Source organism: Parvimonas parva (genome assembly GCF_045866535.1).
GTDB classification, from domain to species: domain Bacteria; phylum Bacillota; class Clostridia; order Tissierellales; family Peptoniphilaceae; genus Parvimonas; species Parvimonas parva.
The window spans coordinates 136,383-155,936 of sequence record NZ_AP038371.1 but is presented as its reverse complement, the minus strand read 5'-3'; the positions used below and the strand labels follow the sequence as shown (position 1 = coordinate 155,936).

The 19,554-nt window shown below is 26.8% G+C and carries 16 protein-coding genes; all 16 read right to left on the bottom strand.

Going from position 1 to position 19,554, the window contains the following annotated elements:
* The 16 genes from ACKTSI_RS00805 to ACKTSI_RS00730 all read right to left on the bottom strand — a co-directional run bounded on the left by ACKTSI_RS00805 (position 1) and on the right by ACKTSI_RS00730 (position 19,501).
* Positions 1 to 1,689, bottom strand: a complete 1,689-nt coding sequence (locus ACKTSI_RS00805) for an ABC transporter ATP-binding protein (RefSeq protein ID WP_407862895.1) — start codon at positions 1,687 to 1,689, stop codon at positions 1 to 3.
* A gap of 268 nt (positions 1,690 to 1,957) precedes the next feature.
* A complete protein-coding gene (locus ACKTSI_RS00800; RefSeq protein WP_407862894.1) occupies positions 1,958 to 3,892 on the bottom strand; it encodes a TcaA second domain-containing protein in 1,935 nt (644 codons plus the stop codon).
* A gap of 24 nt (positions 3,893 to 3,916) precedes the next feature.
* Positions 3,917 to 5,665, bottom strand: coding sequence for an oligoendopeptidase F (gene pepF / locus ACKTSI_RS00795; protein ID WP_407862893.1), 1,749 nt, complete (start codon positions 5,663 to 5,665; stop codon positions 3,917 to 3,919).
* 271 nt (positions 5,666 to 5,936) lie between these two features.
* Entirely contained in the window at positions 5,937 to 6,260 is a 324-nt protein-coding gene (locus ACKTSI_RS00790; protein WP_407862892.1) for a hypothetical protein, read from the bottom strand.
* 8 nt (positions 6,261 to 6,268) lie between these two features.
* Positions 6,269 to 7,669 (bottom strand): peptidoglycan D,D-transpeptidase FtsI family protein, encoded by a 1,401-nt coding sequence (locus ACKTSI_RS00785; protein ID WP_407862891.1) that lies wholly within the window; start codon positions 7,667 to 7,669, stop codon positions 6,269 to 6,271.
* 9 nt (positions 7,670 to 7,678) lie between these two features.
* A complete protein-coding gene (locus ACKTSI_RS00780) occupies positions 7,679 to 8,941 on the bottom strand; it encodes an FtsW/RodA/SpoVE family cell cycle protein (RefSeq protein WP_407862890.1) in 1,263 nt (420 codons plus the stop codon).
* Complete coding sequence (locus ACKTSI_RS00775; RefSeq protein ID WP_068474856.1) at positions 8,931 to 9,437, bottom strand: FHA domain-containing protein; 507 nt, start codon at positions 9,435 to 9,437, stop codon at positions 8,931 to 8,933. The genes ACKTSI_RS00780 and ACKTSI_RS00775 overlap by 11 nt, the downstream gene beginning before the upstream one ends.
* Before the next feature lie 62 nt (positions 9,438 to 9,499).
* A complete protein-coding gene (locus ACKTSI_RS00770; RefSeq protein WP_407862889.1) occupies positions 9,500 to 11,041 on the bottom strand; it encodes an ATP-binding cassette domain-containing protein in 1,542 nt (513 codons plus the stop codon).
* Between the two features lie 383 nt (positions 11,042 to 11,424).
* Positions 11,425 to 12,747 carry a hypothetical protein gene (locus ACKTSI_RS00765; RefSeq protein WP_407862888.1) on the bottom strand — a complete coding sequence of 441 codons (1,323 nt, stop codon included), beginning with the start codon at positions 12,745 to 12,747 and terminating at the stop codon, positions 11,425 to 11,427.
* Between the two features lie 240 nt (positions 12,748 to 12,987).
* The gene (locus ACKTSI_RS00760) at positions 12,988 to 13,485 is read right to left on the bottom strand and encodes a tRNA (cytidine(34)-2'-O)-methyltransferase (RefSeq protein WP_201275650.1); all 498 of its coding nucleotides are present in this window, start codon (positions 13,483 to 13,485) and stop codon (positions 12,988 to 12,990) included.
* A 6-nt stretch (positions 13,486 to 13,491) separates the two neighbouring features.
* Positions 13,492 to 14,157, bottom strand: a complete 666-nt coding sequence (locus tag ACKTSI_RS00755; protein WP_201275649.1) for a YoaK family protein — start codon at positions 14,155 to 14,157, stop codon at positions 13,492 to 13,494.
* A gap of 121 nt (positions 14,158 to 14,278) precedes the next feature.
* Entirely contained in the window at positions 14,279 to 15,457 is a 1,179-nt protein-coding gene (locus ACKTSI_RS00750) for a DUF819 domain-containing protein (RefSeq protein ID WP_407862887.1), read from the bottom strand.
* Between the two features lie 151 nt (positions 15,458 to 15,608).
* Positions 15,609 to 16,121: a GNAT family N-acetyltransferase gene (locus ACKTSI_RS00745; RefSeq protein WP_288867751.1), complete on the bottom strand. Its 513-nt coding sequence runs from the start codon at positions 16,119 to 16,121 to the stop codon at positions 15,609 to 15,611.
* Between the two features lie 11 nt (positions 16,122 to 16,132).
* A complete protein-coding gene (locus ACKTSI_RS00740) occupies positions 16,133 to 17,665 on the bottom strand; it encodes a ClC family H(+)/Cl(-) exchange transporter (RefSeq protein ID WP_407862886.1) in 1,533 nt (510 codons plus the stop codon).
* A gap of 108 nt (positions 17,666 to 17,773) precedes the next feature.
* Positions 17,774 to 18,289 carry a hypothetical protein gene (locus tag ACKTSI_RS00735; protein WP_068474832.1) on the bottom strand — a complete coding sequence of 172 codons (516 nt, stop codon included), beginning with the start codon at positions 18,287 to 18,289 and terminating at the stop codon, positions 17,774 to 17,776.
* A gap of 3 nt (positions 18,290 to 18,292) precedes the next feature.
* Positions 18,293 to 19,501, bottom strand: a complete 1,209-nt coding sequence (locus ACKTSI_RS00730; RefSeq protein WP_068474828.1) for an ATP/GTP-binding protein — start codon at positions 19,499 to 19,501, stop codon at positions 18,293 to 18,295.
* Positions 19,502 to 19,554 lie beyond the last annotated feature (53 nt).

Sequence of the window (19,554 nt, the reverse complement as noted above, 5' to 3'; positions counted from 1 at the left end):
TTAATTATTTTCAACTTCAGAAATCGTGTATAATTTCTTGAAGTATGAATCAAAATTCATAAGCTCTTCAAAATTACCTTTTTCTTCTATCTTTCCATCTTTTAATACCAATATTTGGTCATATTGTTTTAAATTTTCCTTTATTAATCTATGTGTTACAGAAATCAATGTTATATTTTCAAGTTCAAGTAGTCCCTTTTCTATTGAAAATGCAATTTCATTATCCAAACTTGATAATATTTCGTCAGCAAGTATTATCTTTGTATCCTTTATCAAAGATCTTGCAATTGAAATTCTCTGTTTTTCGCCTCCAGATAAGTTATTTGCATTTTCAGAAATCAATTCCTTATCATACAATCTATCCAAATATTTACCAAGTTCTGCTTTCAATATAACATCTTTTACCTTTTCTTCCGAATAATCTTTACTAAATAATGTTATATTATCATAAATACTTCCTTTGAATAAAAATACATTTTGATTAATTGTTGAAATTAAATTTATAATAGAATTTCTTGAAATTTCATCCAAATCAGTCCCATCTATACAAATTTTCCCCTCATTTGCTTTAATTCTTTTTGAAATTAGCTTCATCAAAGTTGATTTTCCACTTCCTGATAAACCTACTAAAGCATATTTTTTGCCTTTTTCAAAATCAAAACTTATATTTTCCAAAACTTTTTTATCATCATATTTAAAGCTAACATCCTCTAAAGAAATCTTATTATTAAAGTCTTTAATTTCTGTTGTTTCAACATTTTCTTCTGAAATTAAAGTATTTTCGATTTTATTTAATATTTTATCAACAGACTTAAATTTACCATAAGATTCTATTGCAAACATCAAAGGATTCACAATGTGATTTGTTAGTTGAACACAAACAATCATTTGTCCAAGTGTTATAAATCCTTTATATGCTAAATATCCACCACAAACAAAACCCCCTAAAAATGTAAAACCTCCAAAAAAGTATGAAATCATAGTTACTAAACTATACCTTTTTTGATATGCAAGTCCTTTATCATAAACATTTTTTGAGTTATTATAAAACACTTTTGAAATAAATTTTTCTAGTCCAAATACTTTTATTGTTTCATAACCATTAAAATATTCACTTGTTCTTGCAGTATATTCACTTTGAGAATTTGAAAATTTCTCTTTAAAAGTTTTTAAATTTTTCATCGGAATATTTCCAAAAACAAATGAAATTATAGACAATATCATTAAAGCAATTGTCATTTGATAGGAAACATAGAAAATTGTACCAAATGCAAACACAAACAAAAATCCGGATTTAACCAAATTTAAAAATGTTCTAAAATACTCTGTTTCTATTGTATTAATATCATTAGTAAGAATTGAAATCTTATCCCCTACATCATTATTATAAAAACTTTCAATATCTTGTTTTATTAAATTATTAAATATGTAAATTTTTGTATCTAAAGACATTTTAGCTACAAACTTATAACTCATAACTTCATAAATCCATTTAAAAACGCTCTCTGTAATAAGTAAAGCAAAAGTATAAATCATAACCTTAGAAAATTTCATATTTATTGCTCCACTAGCGGAATCTATAACGTACCCAAAAAACATTGCAACGCCTATTTCCAATAAAATATAAATAAACATAACTACAAAAAGTGGCAACAAAATGTTCAAATTGTTTTTCCATATTTTCTTCAAAAATATCCCCCTCCTAAAAACATTTTCACTAACTTATATGTTAATTATATATCTAAGATAAAAAAAAGTCAATAATCTTATTATATTAATTTCTTATGTGATTATTATTAATTATAAATATTTCTTATAATAAGTGAATTCTAAATTGCAAAAACACTCCAAATATGCATATTAAAAAAAAAAGGAAAAGTAACTAAAGACAAGAAGTTTATTACTCAAAATCCTTAGTTATTTAACCATTTTTTTATTTTAAAATTCTATTTTGTTTTTATCTTGCAATCATATCTTTTGATATGTCAACACTTTTAATATTATCTCTTGTAATTGTTCTTGTTGTAAAGCCCCAAATGTTACAGAACCAATTTTTCTTTTCTTTATCAAAAATAAAATGGAATCCAACTTTTGACTCAACAGGTGTTATTGAAGATAATTGAGGTGGCTTTTCATTTTTTCCGTAAGTAGTTTCTTGGACTAACAAATGTCCACCGATATACATTTCGTAAGTATCCCCTTGTTCTCTTATTTCAAAAGAATTAAGGTCAAACTCTACTGACGGATAACCTCCAACATATTCTCTACCACTATTTATTAAAGAATCTACTCTGTTCTTTTCTATCTGTAAAGACGGGTCTCTCATTATAGTCAATAAAGAGGAATCTTTTTTACCTCTTGACTGAACATCTTCTCTTAACATTTCAACAGTTCTTGAAATTGCAAAGTCCAAAAGTCTTTTATCTGAAAGAGAAGTGCTAACATTTATTGAACTTTCTCCGGAATAAGTAACTCCATCAGAAATTGTATATCCCCAAGGCATCTTTGTTACAACTTTTAAAACATCACCTTTCTTTATATTTGTTCCTGATAATTTATTGAACTCTCTTACAGTAAGCTCTGTATTCTTATCATTTACAAATAAAATACTATCTTCATCTCTTGTTACAATCTTGAAAGAGCTTTCTTTTGAATTTGTATCAAGCTTTATAACTTCATTTGCAAGTTTGTAGTCGGTTCCCTCCCCATAAGAAACAGTTTTAACCTCTGCTTTTTCAGTATAGAAAAGAGAAACTTCATCTTTTAATTTTACATTATTGTCATAGTAGAAAATAGTATATTTTCCAGGAAATAAATCATATTCTTTATCAGAAATTTGTTCTTCCTTTTCATTTAATAAAATAGTTGTTTCTACCTTATCACTTTTTTCAACCTTTAACTTTACAGGGTCTAAACAAATTTTATAATCATCAAAAATACCTAAAATTTTCCCACTCTTTTGAAGTCTAACAGGTCTTTCACTCTTATAATTTTCATCTTTTTTCAAATTCTCAGCATCTTCTCTAAGCCATTTATTAATAGTTGTAAGCCTTAACTCATCTTCTTCTAACAATGCTATAAAAGATTCTGCCTTATTTTTATCAATAGTTTTACCATTAAAAACCATATTTGTAGTGTAAAAACCAATTTTTTTAGACTCTACCCCTGATAAAATATTTGGTAGCTTAACACCTAAAGAATGATATGCCTTTAGTCCAAAGAATCCAACAATAGAAAGAGCAAAAATAATGGTAAATGCAAAAATCATCTTTAACATTTTTGGAACTTTTGGCATTTCATATTTATTTACGTCTTTTTCTTTCTTTGCTTTTACTTCTTTAGGCTTAACATTTTCTTTCTTTTCAATTTCTATCGGTTTTTCAATATTTTCTACCGGAGTTTCTTCAACTTCCTCAATTACATTTTTAACTTTTTGTTTCTTTTCTTTATTTTTCTTTTTCTTATCATAGGAATTATTTCCCCTACGACGTCTTTCGTGTAGAGGAACTACATTTCCATAAATAAGTTTAAGTCTTTGTGTTTCTGTTAAAATTTCATCTTCTTCATTATTTTCTTCAACATTTTCAACTTTTTTTTCAGAATTTATTTCTTTATTTTCTTTATCAGTTGAAAATGTATGCTCTTCTATTTCTGAATTGATAAGATTTGATTTAAAATCTAAATCATCAATTTTATTGACCTCTTTAGAAACTTCTTTTTCAATTTCTTCAGAAATAACTTCTTCCAAAACTTCCTCTTTGGGAATTTCTTTTTCAGAGTATTCTTCTCTCCATTGAGAATAGTTCGATAAAATTGACTTATCAAATCCTCCTTCTGAAAAATTTGAAGAATTTTTTTCAATTTTATCCTTTTTCTTATTTTTTTTAGACACGAAAAAAACCCTCCTTAAATATTTCTACGCTTCTAATTCTTTTTCTAATTCATCAACTAGACCTTTGAAAATTTCAAGAGCTTTAGCGATTGAATTTTTATCTTCCATATCTATACCGGCCATTCTTAATTGGTCTATTGGATGATGTCTGCAACCATCTTTTAAGAAGTTTCTATAACTCTTTAGCGCTTCCTTATCTCCACTAACAACTCTATTGGATAAGAAACTTGCAGCACAGAAACTTGTTGCATACTTATATACATAGAAATTGTTGTAGAAATGAGGAATTCTAGCCCATAAGTAATCAGCTAAATCACTTCTTTCAACATTTTCTCCGTAGTATTTATCATTTAATTTGCCCATAATTCTTGTGAAATCATCAGCCGTTAAAGCATTTCCAGCTTCAACTTCTAAATGTGTATTCTTTTCAAACTCACCAAACATAGTTTGTCTAAATACAGTTCCAATGAACATATTAATATAATAATTTAAAATGTAAATCTTTTCGTTTTTATCCTTAACATTCTTTAACATATAGTCTAAAAGAGTTAATTCGTTGAAAGTTGATGCAACTTCTGCAACAAAAATCTTATATTGAGAATAAAGGAATTCATTGTCAAGTCTTGAATAATAACTGTGCATTGAATGTCCGAACTCGTGAGCTAATGTAAACATACTGTTTAAATCATCAGTATAGTTCATTAAGATATATGGTTCTGTATCGTAACTTCCCCAAGAATAAGCTCCACCCGCTTTTCCTTCTCTTGGATAAACGTCAACCCAACGTTCATCAAAACCTCTATTTAAAACTTCAACATAATCATCTCCAAGTGGTTTAAGACCTTTTAAGATTAATTCTCTAGCTTTTTCATAAGGATATTTTTGATTAAAATTTTTATCCAAATTTACAGAAACGTCCCACATATATTGTTTATCTTTCTTTAACGCCTTCTTTCTAAGTCCATAATATTTATGAAGAGAAGGCAAATATTCTTCAATACTTTCGATTAATGAATCATAAACTTTTTCAGGAACAGCATCTTGGAATAATTCCATATATCTTGCTGAAGGATAATTTTTAACCTTAGCTAAAATAGTCAAATTCTTAATGGCACTGTATAAAGTTGTCGCATAAGTATTTTTAAAATTAGAAATAGTTCCATACATTTTTTCAAAAGCTTCTTTTCTTACTTCTTCATTTTCATCTAAAAGGAAATTATTATAATTAGCTGGAGTTAATTTTTCTCCGTCTTTATTTTCAATCTTACCATAATCCATATCTGCATAACTTAACATATAGAATGAATTTTGACCTGTTCCAACCATTTCTCCACAATTAGCAAGTAATTTTTCTTCCTTTTCACTTAAAGTATGAGGTTTAAATCTTAAAATATTTTCAAAATGTACTCTATACTTTTCGTTATCCCCCTCTTTATAAAAGTTTTCCAACTCTTCATTAGATAAACTCATAAGGAATGGGTCAAAAAACGCCATAGCTGAACTAAATCTTGTTCCTAGTGAATTTACTTCTAAAGCTAACTTTTGAGATTCAGGAACTCTACTGTCCTCATCTCTTTTCATATATGAATAACAATACAACTTTTCAACAAGTCTAGATGACTTTTCAGATAATTCCATAATATGCTTTAAATTCTTAACAGATTTTTCCGCTTTTATAATTTCTTCAATAATTTCATCACAAATTTTGATTTCAGCCCTAGCCTCATCTACATTTTTGTAAATCTTTTCCAAAGACCAATTATATTTTTCCATCATACCCTCCAAACCAAAAAATTAAAATTTCACACATTAATTCTAACATTTTTTTAACTTTTTATCAATATATATGATAATTTATTAAAGTTATTTAAAAAATTTTACCGTGATACAATTTATATGTAACTATATCAAAAAAGATAGCATCCTATATAATTTTAAAAAACGAGTGATAAATAACTATCTTCCATGAATCTCAATCCAACATCATTTACAAATGTATAACCATAAAAAAAAGAATGTTTGCACATTCTTTTTAAAATAAATTTTAATCTATTGTATATTCAATCCAGCCTTCTGCTTTTCTTTTTATAATCTCACCAATTCCGGCAGATACTATTTGAATATTTTTTTGTTCATATTTTGGTTTCAAGCCGTTTAAGGCATTTTTGCAAAGTCTAACTTGTAAGCTTTCGTCTTTAAAAAAATCATCTTCTTCTAAGAAATGTGTAACTACATTCCCTGCGCAAACAATTTCTATTTCACAAGTATCTCCCAGTTCTTCGCAATATCTTCTGTAATTTACAATTTTTGCCTTTAGCTTATCTATGAGTTTTAATCTTTCAATTCTAAATAGTACTTTGTAATTCATATCTTCTCCTAATATCCAAGTTCTACGGCTTTGTTTACAAGTTTTTTTACAAGTGGAATCATTTCGTAAGCAACTTTGTTTTCTTCTTCAAAAAAGGCCGTACAAACAATAGTCGGATTATCTACCGGATAAAAGACAGTTACCCAAGAGTGTATCTTGTCCTTTGTCTTTTCGGCAGTACCCGTTTTTCCTGCAACTTTTTTTCCTCTTATAAAGCCTATAAAGTTTGCATCACCGGAAGATTTTAAATAATCTTTCATAGTATCCATTGTTTTTTTATCTGAAACTCTTGTTAAAATTTCCGGAGAAATTTTTTCAATTATCTTTCCTTTAGGGTCTAAGATTTCTCCAACGATATAAGGTTTCATCATATTTCCACCATTTGCAACTGCACTTGTAAATAATGCAACTTGTAATGGTGTTACCAAGTCTTTACCTTGTCCGAATGCTCCCGTTCCAAGCTCTAATGCCGTTGTTTTTTCATTAAATGGAATCAGCGAGATTGCAGTTTTTAATTCAAAAGGAATTTCCTGACCGAACATAAATCTCTTATTTACATCAATCATAGCATCAACGCCAATTTTTTGAACTTGGTCTGCAAAGTAAGTATTTGAAGATTTTACTATGGCTTTTCTCAAATCAATATTTCCATTATATTCATTTGCATAGTTATTTATTTTGTAATTCTCAATAATAGTTGAGCCTTTGTCATTGTATTTTAAATCTTCTGCGCTTAACTTTTCAAGTAAAGCAGTTCCGGTTACAATTTTATAAACAGAGCCTGGAGGAAAAAGTCCTGCAATACTTCTTGCCAAAAGTGGCGCATTTTCTTCATCAGCAATTATATTAGACCAATTAGCCTCTATTGTATTCGGGTCAAAAGTCGGTCTGTCTGCCATTGTGATTATTGCCCCTGTTTGTGGATTCATCAAAATCATTGAACCCTTATGTCCCTCTAAAAGTGAAGAAGCATATTTTTGCAATTCAGAATTTGTAGTCAATTTTACTGAATTACCCTCTTTTTGATCAATCAAAATTTTCTTTAATTCTCCTATAGGAGTTTTATCCTGTTTGTTTAAAAGAGTTGTATTAAATTTTTTCTCAATTCCCGTTTTTCCATATTTTTTGCTGTTATATCCAACGATATGCGCATAAGCACTTCCATAAGGAAAATGTCTATACTTTTCTCCTTTTTCGTCCTCTTTTGTTTCAGCTAAGATATTTCCATTAGAATCGAGGATATTTCCTCTCTTTAATTTATTGTCATCAACCCAATTTCTTTTATTGTTTTCATCATTTTTAAGTTTATCAGCTTTTATAACTTGAAAATAGGTCATATATCCAAGAATTAAAATGAATAACAAACTTATAAATGTTAAAACCCTTTTATATCTTTTAATTTCAACCATATTATCCTCCTATATATTTTCTTCAGAGGCATACTGTAAAATCCCCAAAGCAATGAAACTTGAAAGAATTGAAGAACCTCCATAGCTGACAAAAGGAATGGTAATTCCTGTAAGTGGAATAAGTTTTAAAATCCCACCGAACATTATTAATGCTTGAAAAGCGAAAATTAATGAAAGACAAAAAGCTACATACTTATAGAATTTATTATGTTGTTCCATAGAAGTTTTTATTCCCCTATAAGTTAGGATTAAAAACAACATAACTACTCCCATTCCCATTAAAATTCCCATTTCTTCACAAATACTTGCAAAAATATAATCACTTTCTGCAAAAGGAATATAATCAGGTCTGCCAAGTCCAAGTCCGGTTCCAAAGAAACCGCCACTTGCTATTGCATAAAAACCTTGAATAATTTGGTAACCCATTCCGTCGGCATATTTAAAAGGGTCTAACCAAATTTTTACTCTTACCTTAACATGAGTAAATAAAATGTATCCTAAAATTGCTCCAAAGCTAAGGATTAAAAAGTTTACAATCATATATTTTCTATGTGGCTCATACATATATTGTGCAAATATGAATACTCCTGAAAACACAAGTACTGAGCCTAAGTCTTTTTGTAAAAACAAAAATCCTACAAATGTATAGAAAAAGAAATGCAAACTATGTCTTTTAAAAAATGATTTTTCAAACTTATCCCTATTCTTATAAAAGGCAGCGATAAGAAAAACAAATGCAATCTTTATAAGCTCTGACGGTTGAAACGCAAAATTTTCACCAAGTCTTATCCAGTTTTTTGCACCATTAATATTTTTACCAAATAAAATAGTTGCAATAAATAAAATATAAGAAACTCCTGCATAAAAATAATATATTTTATTCCAAATTTTTATATATTTTAAAATCAAATATACAACCCAAAAAGCTATAATTCCAATACAAAACCATATAATTTGTCTAAAAGCCATTTTGTTATTCAGCCTGTAAATTTCCAAAATTCCAATAGAAAAAAGCATATTTGCAATAAGCATTATATAATAATCGCCTCTTGTAAACTTTTGCACCAATTTCCCTGAAATATATACAAAACTAATCAAACCAACCATAAAATAAAGTTTAGTTCTATCAAAATTAGCAAAATCTCTTGCCATAATCAAAAACAAACCTAAAATTTGAAAAAATAACAAAAGACCTTGAATACTCTTTGTACTGACATAGGAATCTACTGTTAAAGTCCTAAGCCTTGACAACAATCTTTTCTTAATCATCATAAACTTCCTCATTTACAAATAAAAATTCAATTCTTCCAACGTCGATTAAATCCTTATCTTTAAGCTCAATAGCCTCGGTAATCGGCTCTCCATTTAATAGAGTTCCGTTTGCAGAACCCAAATCTTCGATATAAAAAATACCGTCGTCTTTAATAATTCTCATATGATTTTTAGAAATGAATTTATCATTTATTACAATATCATTGGAATCTCCACGACCAAGAGTAGTTTCATCAGCAATATAGTAATGCTCATGCACCTTAAAAGGCAAACTCTCTTTTCTGTTTATAAGTTTTAGATAAGTATTAGAAACGTCAGTCATTTCACTTGTAGTACTAATATCCAAATAAATCATCTTTATTATATTGTAAATAAAGTAATAAATAATAATTACAAAAATATATTTAAAAATGATTGCCATTAAATCATATAACTTTAGACTACCAAAAGTTTCAACTGAAAAAACTTTCTCTAAAATTTCAAAAATTTTATCCATATTTCCTCCGTATTCCTATGTTAAAAATATTTTTCATTAAATTTTATTTTACCATAAATACACTAAGTAGTCAAAATATTTGATAAATAAAACAAATCCAATCCGTTTTTTGTCAATTCATACACTCTATCACAGACTTCATAAATATACTTCTTATCGTGTGAAACGGAAATAATCGCCCCTTTATATGACTTCAAAAGTTTTCTAATCTCAACCGATGAAAAAGGAGATAAATTTCTTGTCGGCTCATCCAAGATTAAAACTTCCGGATTTTCCAAAATCATCTTTAAAAAATAAATTTTAGCTTTTTGTCCTCCGGAAAGAGATTTTAAATTATGTAGCATTTCATCTGCAGTAAACTTCATTGAACCCAAAAATGTTCTAATCTTTGTAGTTTCCTCTTTTTCATAAGTTTTGCTAAGATAGTCTATAATGCTCATATCAATATTCATCTTATCATCATAATTTTGTGGCATATAAGAAATCTTAACATTTTTCTTTATATTTTCCAAAATTATTTTTAAAAGTGTAGTTTTTCCTATCCCATTTTCTCCGATTATACAGATTTTATCATTTCCAAAGACCTTTAATTCGATATTTTCACTTAAAATTCTATCTCCTATAACAAGTTTTTCCAAATTTAAATCCAAAACTTCCTTTTTTGTAGAATATTTTATATCTTCATCAAATTTCACAAAAATGGATTCTTCATAATCCGGAAAATCAAGTAAATTTTCTTTTTCTTTTTCAAGCCTTTTTCCGATAGACTTTACAGTATGCATTTTTATTTTTAACTCCGTTCCCAAAAAATCATTTTTTGTATTTCTTATTTCGTGTTGCACTCTTTCATAAATTTTTTGATACTTTCTTTGCTTTTTGTCAAACTCTTCTCTTTGCTTTTTAGCGATTCTTTCCTGTTTTTCAATCCTATTTTCTCTATTTTCAACATAATCATCATAATCCAGTCTTTCAATATAAATTTTAGATTTTTTCTTTCTCATAAGCTGTTCAATGTGAATAATTGTATTTGCACAATTTTCAATTAAATCCTCATCGTGAGAAATAAAAATTATTGGAATATCAATGTTTTTTATGAAATTCTTAAGCCATTCAATAGAATTTATATCCAAATCGTTACTAGGTTCGTCCAATAAAAGACAAGTAGGCTCTTTCATAAGTTCGCAAAGTAAAATAAATTTAATTCTTTCTCCACCTGATAATTCACTTATCCTTTGCTTTTCATTTATTAAATTTTCATCAAAATTCAACTCCTTTAACAATTTATAAAATAAATTATAGTCAAAATAATCCTCTTTAACTTTATTTTCAAGATATTCCTTTGTTGAAAAATCTAAAATCTTTGCTTCTAAAATCTGTGGTAAATATCCTATAACTTCATTTTTCTTATTTATCTCTCCACTTATTTCAGCATATTCTTTTAAGCCCTCATCATCTACTATCGCCTTTAAAATGCCGGACTTTCCATTTCCCTCTTCTCCGATTATACAAACTTTCATATCTTGCTCTAAAGAAAAATTAAAATCTTCAATTACAGTTCTTAAATCATTCACTAAATATATTGATAAATTTTTTATACTAAGCATATATCCTCCTAAATTAAGCCACAAAAAAATGGCTAATAATTCACTTATTGCCATTTTAAAATTCAAAATTATGTACTAAAAAAAGGAGTCTAAAAAATAAGCACACAAAAAGGAATGTATAACTAAAAATGGCAACAAAAAACTAAGCTTTAAAAAGCTATTAAATTTTCGTTTCATAATTAGTTATCTAATAATCATTCCTTCCTCCTAAATTTTTTATTAATTTTTGATATATTTCTACATCACTTAAATTCTAACACAAACAAATTAAAATGTCAAAATTTGTAAACTATTATAACATACATTTCTATAATATAATTTTTGTGATATAGTTAATATGGAATACATGATAAAGCAAATTTTATTTTTCATAAACAACTCCATTAATTTTTTATCAATTTTAGAATTTTTTCTAAAACAAAATCTTTGTTTTTTTCATAATCTAATATTGTTTGCTTTATAAAAATATCAGGACTTATAACATTTTCAAATATTTCCTTTTTTGTAAAAAATCTTTTATCTATAGAGTTTATAAACCTTTGACCATATGAAAAAATTAATTTACTATTAGGCAATATATCAGTAGTTATATCTCCTGAAGCATAAATTCCTCCAGACAATTCTTCCCCATATGATTTTACATTTTTAAACTTAGTTTTAAATTGGTAAAAAGCATCCGCTCCCGCAGAAAATGTATTTCTGCCAATAATAACCGATAATCTAATATCTTGATTCATTTTTAAATAGTTTTCTAAATCAATTAAAAATGGTAAGATAACAAGAGAACTTCCTCCAGAATTATACCTTAGGTCCACTATAATGTTTTTTATTCTAAAAATTTTTTTATTAGATTCTATATAGTCAAAAAATTTTTTTGAAAAACTTTTTAAATTTTCATTTTCTTCATCTTCACATTTATTATACTGAAAGACTACCGCATCACTTTCAGGAAAAAATTTAAAATCGTAAGCTTTATTTCTATCTAAGTTATATGGAATATCTCCAAGTTTCAAAAATACTCCTGAAGTAGTATAATAGCTAATATAATCAAACTTTTCGATTCCATTCAATAACTGCTCAAGATTTAAATTATACTTCTTTAGTTTTTCATCATCTAAATTTTCAAAAATATCCAGAACTTTTTGTTTCATTTTTAATTTTATATTATTATAATCTTCAATTTCAGAAAATACTTCTTTTTTGACTTCTATGTCTCTATTAATTTTAGTTTTAAAAACAACATCTATCACTTCTCCATTTTTTTCTATACTTAATTTAACATTATTTATATTCTTTACTATCCCAAGCCCTAAAAGATAGTCAACATTATTAATATATTTATCTACCCCATACTTTAAACACTTTGAACTATCCCCAGAAACTATATTTTCAATTTTTTTCAAAACTGTATTGATATCAATATCATTTATAGCCAATATTTTATAATAAATATATTTCTCATACTCCTTCTCTGTTCTAATAATATATATACCATCATCAAAAACTTTACTTTCAAACGGTAATAATGCTTGATTCAAAATATTAAAACTTAAATGTCCTTCTCTAAACATCGACATTATTCTTTGAATCTCTACTACAAACTCATTATCAGTTAAGTTATCTAGTTTTAATCTTAAATTATTTATTTCTTTTTTAAAATTATCATCAGAAATATTTCTATGTTCTCTTTGATACTTTTTTAACATAACATTCTCAAAATATTCTAAATCTTCCTCTAATTTTTTTTCCTAATTTCTCTAGATTCACCTTTAAAAAATATCAATTCATTTTTACTAGTATTAATATGGACATACATTAAAAATAAACTTAAAAATACTACTAAAAAAATAAAATAAACTCTTTTCATAATCCATCCCTCTATATTTAAAGCACAAGTCACAACTGGACTCATGCTTTAAAGAAAAAATCATATAATTCTTTGTCAATTATTCACTCCATTTTAATCTATGTAAATTTCCAAATTTTTCAAGTTCTGAAAAATCTTGTTGTCTTAAAGCCTCGTACAAAATTATTGATGCAGAGTTTGAAAGGTTAAGTGAACGAATCTCTCCCCACATCGGTATTCTTACACAATGTTCTTCATTTTTAACCAAAATTTCTTCAGGGATTCCCTTGCTCTCTTTTCCAAACATTATATAATCATTTGGAGAATATTTAACTTCATCATAAGTTTTCCTTGCCTTTGTAGTTGCAAAATACACATTTGCATTTGGATTTTTTTCGTAAAAATCTTCAATATTTTCATAAACAAAAAGTTTTAACTTATCCCAATAATCAAGTCCTGATCTTTTTACCATTTTATCATCAAGTGAAAAACCTAACGGTTTTATCAAATGTAATTTAGTGTCTGTCGCAACACAAGTTCTTCCAATCGCTCCGGTATTAAACGGAATTTCCGGCTCCAATAAAACTATATTAAACAAAATTTACTACCTCTTTTCTTTTTCTCTATCTATAAACATAATAATCGTGCAGATTGTAAGTGAAATTGTACTTAATAAAATAGTCTTTAGCCCTAAGATTTCACTAAATTTACTACCAATTATCGCACCCACAACAAAACAAAATATAACAATAAAATACATTAAACTATGCTCTAAAAATTTTTTATTTTTTGTATAAAAATACTCCGACAAATTATGAGTTGCCCCTCTTAAATTGCCAATACACATTGTAGTTGAAAAATCTATTCCACAAAGTTTTTTAAAACTTTGAACTTGAATTCCACAAGCAAAAGACGTTAAGGCATTTGCAAGTGCATTCATATTTTGAGGAATAAATCCAACTATAAAAAGCAAAATAATTTCAAAGATAACAGCATTTTGTCGCCAATGCAATTTAAAACTATCCTTTTTTCTAAATAAATCTGCTAAAAAAATTCCAAAAGCAAAAAATGCTATTGGAAAAGCATATTTCAAACACATTTCTAAATTTCCTTTAGAGGCATAAACTCCAAAGAGTAACATATTTCCGGTTTGAGCATTTGCAAAAACTTCGCCTCTTAAAAGATATGAATATGCGTCCATCAGCCCACCACTTAAGGCTAAAAAAATTGCAACTTCAATGGACTCAGACATTTGTAATGCTTTTTTCATATACAAAACTCCTTTTAAAACATTCATAAGATAGTATATACCAAACAAAAATTTTTTACAAGTTTTAATTTTTATAAAAAAAAGAATGGTTAAAAAATTAACCATTCTTAAAAAATTTTATCTAAGCCAGCATTTCCAGGAATTTGGCAACCCCAATTCCGAAGAATGTTCCTGTAATAACTCCGATTAAAGCCATTAATACAGCAATTGGAACTAATGATTGTGAATAAGCAGCTGCAAGTACCGGTGATGATGCAACTCCACCGATATTTGAAAGTGATGCTATACCACAAGTGAATAAATCAAGTTTGAATAGTTTTCCAATTATTGCCATTAAAATTCCATGAATTCCAAGAATTACAAAACCTGCTAAAATATAATAAGGAGCCTCTGTAAGTTCTAAGAAGTTTGCATTTGATGCAATTAAACCGATTAGCATATATAATAAAACATTTGAAACTTCAGGTGAACCAGGTATTCTTGCAAGTGGAGTCATCGCACATATAACACCAAGAATTGTAGTTATAATGATTGTCCAACCTGTTGCTCCCATAAATGCAAGTGCAGGAATTTTAACCATTTCATTTCCGATTATTCCTGTAACTGCAGTAACAGCAAGTGAAATACTTAATAAGAAAAATATATCTTGGAAAGTTATTTCTTTACTTATTTTTGAGAATTTTGCAGTTAAATGTTCGTTGATATTGTCAATTTTTGAAGTGTCGGCCTTTGTCCATTTATTAAATTTATTTGCAAATGGAACCAAGAACAACAAGAACATTATCCAAATTGAATAATCTATTGAGTCAATCAACAAAGTATAACCCATTCCGGAGCCTTCAAGACCCACTGCTTGTTGAACTGCAACCATATTTTGAGTTCCGCCAACCCAACTTCCTGCTAATGCTCCAAAAGTTAAAGGTGCATTAGGAGCTAATTTTCCTTTGAAAATCAAAAATGCAACAATAAAGCCAACCATAATAGTTAAAGTCGCAGTGAAAAATGAAATTATCATTCTTGGACCCAACTTTGCAATATCTCTAAGGTCTGCTCTTAATAACATTAAAAATATCATTGAAGGCAAAATTGCATCTTTCAAAACTCCTCTCGCTGCGGAAACGCTTTTAACACTCATATCCCATACGCCCAATGTTGATAAAATCATTGAACCAAAATAGATTATAACTAATGCCGGAATATATTTAAAAAATTTTCCGTTTTTGAATTTCTTTTCCAAGTAAATCACTATACCTGAAACGAAAAACAATAAAGCTATAAACTGAAATCCATCTTTAATCATAAAAAACCTCCTAAAATAAATTTTTAAGTAAGAAAAACATTTTCTTATTTATTATATTTTAGCACTGTATGAAATTATTGTCAATATTTTTGATAATAAATATCTAACTTTATAAAAAAATGATTAGTCTAATAGGCTAATCATTTTTTAACTACTTATTTAAATATAATACAATCGAAGTTTCATATTCTCCATTCGGATACTCAAATGGGTTTATCAAATCTTTAAATCCTAATTTATGATAAAAATTAATTACTTTTTCATTTTCAAATTTTTTTGTAGATAACAAAATTTTATCTCCTTTAAAATTTTCAATTAAACATTTCATTAATTCTTTTCCATAACCCTTTGATTGATATTTTTCAAGAACAGCAAGTTCATTTAATTCAAAAGTATTTTTATACCAATCAGTTCCTTTTGGTAATTTTTCATCTATCTGCATAGCCCACCAATTTTCTTTTAAAAAATCAAGTCCATACACAAATCCAATAAGTTTTTCCTCTTCAAAAGCTCCGCATATAATAATATTTAATCCTAAACTTTCATCAATTCGAGTAACCAAAAAATCTGCAGTAGAATCATCTGTTTTAAAAACTTCTTTATATATTTTTGCAATTTCATATTTTTTATTTTTAATTTCTTCCAAAGTTAAAAGTTTAATCATAATTTTTTCTCCTAATTATTTTGACAAATTTTTTGTAGCTCATTGAATGTATCAAACAATTTATTTTCTCCAACAAGTATATTTATAACGTCGCCGTTTATTATTGTTGTTTCTCCATTTGGAATTATCTCTTCAACACCTCTGTCAATATTTATAATTAACATACCTTTTGGAAATTTCACTTCTTTTATTTTCTTGTTTTCTATTTCACTTCCGATTTCAACAACTATACTCATAGTCATTTTTTCGCCATCTTTTGAAGATGCAATATTTTCTCTTTCCATCAATCTTTCTAAAAGATATTCATAAATTGGTAGTGATTTTAAATAGTTCGGTAATGCGTAAGTTATAAGACAAACTATTGAAAGTGGCAATAAATATGAAAGATTACCTGTCATTTCAAAAATCAAAATTATCGAAGTAAGTGGCGCCCTAACGATTGCTGTCAAGTACCCTGCCATTCCAAGAATAATAAAACTGTTTATATATATCGGGTCGATTATTTTTCCAAAAATTGTTCCGATTGTTGCCCCTAAAACTAATATAGGGAAAAATATTCCTCCCGGAACTCCTGAACTAAAACAAATTATTGAAAATAATAATTTTACTATAAAAATTAAAACTAAAGTATAAATCGGAAAATTAGCGCTTTGTAATTCTTTCATCAAGAATCCGCCACCACCTAATAAATTTGGCATAAATGCTAAAATTAAAATAGGTAATAAAAAGTATGGTATCATTTTATATTCTTGCTTTAGTTTTAATTTATCTTGAACTTTCATAAAAACATCCATTAAAAAAATGTAAAGCACTCCCAAAAGAGATAGAACAATAGCAAACAAAATCAATGTCCAATAGTTAATCAAAGGCAATTTTTCCGTTAAGCTAAAACTAAATACAGTTTCTGTTCCATATAGAATTTTTGAAACTAAATCTGCAGTAATCGTAGCTCCCATACAAACAACAAGAAGTTTTTTGCTAATATGTCTATGTATCTCTTCAACGGCAAACAAAATTCCGGCAACCGGTGCATTAAAAGCGGCAGAAAGTCCTGCACTTGCTCCACAAGTTATTAAAAACTTTTCAACAGTTTTATTTTTCTTCAGTTTCCTTGAAACTAATTTACCACTCATAGCTCCAATTTGGATTGACGGACCTTCACGACCAACAGAAAAACCGGCTAATGCAGTTAAAGCGCCACCAAAAATTTTTGCAAACAAAACTTTAGTAGGATTCGGATTGATATAACCCTTTATTTCAGCCTCAACCTGTGGTATCCCTGAGCCACCACAAAGTTTTGAGAATTTTTTAAATTTCGTTACTAAAAAAGAAATTAAAACAAGTAAAGCAATAATAATAGGATAAGCATAAAAATTAGTTCTAGTAAAATTTATTATAATTTCTAAAATATGTTCTATTCCATGAATTATATAACGATAAAAACTTGAAAGTCCCCCTGCAACAATTCCTACTAAAATCCCATAAAAAAGTAATTTCACATCTTCAATTCTCTGATTATCACTAAGATTTTCTAAATTTTTCATAAAAACTCCTATTCTCTATAAATTAAATAATTATATAATTATTTTATCACAAAAAGAGCAATAAAAAAAGTTTTGACAATCATCAAAACTATCAAAACTTTATCTAATTTATTTAATTTTAAAAATTTTCTTATTATCTAAAATAGATAATTTAATATCTTTTGGAATCTGCTCTTTACATTCATCAAACCTTATATATAACTTGTTAAAATCTAAGTTTTTTAACCTATTCTTACAGTCATCACCCTGAATTTTTAAAAACATACTTTTAAATTTTTTATCCCCTGTTACGGAAAATAATTTATATAAATTATTTTTATTATTAATTCCTAATGCATAGACTAATTCATCTTCAAAATTTTGATTTTGAATAAAAACAAATTTTTTAGTTGCATTTATCTTTTTATAATTTTCTTTAAAAATACCCCAATTGGCTGAACTGAAAATATCAGAATCAAGTATTATATATACATTATCGTACCTTTCTCCAAAAATTCTATTATTTTTCTTACTATTTTGGAACAAATTACAACATTTAATTAAAGATTGTTTTTTCAATAAATCTTTGTAAATTCTAAAAAATTTTTCTTCAGTTTCACCTTCAACAATTATTAAATTACTCAAAATTTAATCCTCCCAAATACCATCCAAATTAGGATATATATCAAAATAATCATTTTGAACATAATTTTTTAATTTTCTATCATTTTTTATAATATATTTTTCAGGATTTACCACAAAAACACCTTCGTTATTTCTAGCTAAAAATGTATATGAATGATTTGGAATATTCAAATCCAATGAATTTTCATTATGAGTTGTAATAAAAAGTTGACTGTTTTCTTCAAGATTATAAATTATCTGTAAAATCAATGAATTTGATAATTTTGTATGCATATAAGCCATCTGTTCATCAAGATATATTAGTCCATTATAGTTTTCTATTTTTGAAATAAAATTAGCTAAAAAAATCGCCTCAACAGTCCCTCTGGATAATCTTTCTCTTACTGATGATGAAGTATTTCTATTTATTAATATTTTTTCTCCATTTTTAAATTTTATATAAAATCCTTCCTCAACTTCTTCATCAATCTTATCAATTCCGGTAGATTTTGCATTTCTAATTTCAACTATAGAATCATCTATAACTTTTAAATATTTTTCTACAGTCTTTATTGAATCAACATCTAATATATTTCTAACTTTTTCCTTTTCTTCTAAATCCTTGTCAAAACTATAGTAAAAAGATGCGTTATCCCAAAAATAATTTTTCAAAGTATATATAAACTTTGAATAATATTCTTCAGTATTATAATTCGGCTCAAACTCTTCATTTATAACATCAGAAACAAAAACTTCCTTTGTATCTAAATTAAGTATTCTTTCTTTTTCTAAAAAATTTTTACTATTTAATAAATTTATATTTTCTTTATAATTAAAGGAACTATTTAATTTTATAAATCTTATTTTCTCACTGATAAGATAATTTTTAGCATCTTTTGGTTCCGTTGATAAAATAAATTCAAATAATCTATCTTCAACTGTAAAAATTATTTCAAAATTACTTTTTTTATCAGAATAAAATCTATTTATTAATTTATTTCCATTTCCTCCACATAAAAAATTTTCAAAATTACACAACAACTTGCCAAAAGTAGTTTTTCCGGAAGCATTTGACCCCATAATTATATTTACTTTTTTATACCTTATTTTTGGTGCATATTTTAAAGTTTCATCTTTTAATATTGAATTACTAACTTTTCTTGGAAAAGTAAAATTCACTTCAAAATCTTTAAACATATATAAATTGTCAATTTTAACATTTAAAACTATCATATATCTTCACCCCTATTTATATTATACTATAAATATATTTAAAGTCAATATAT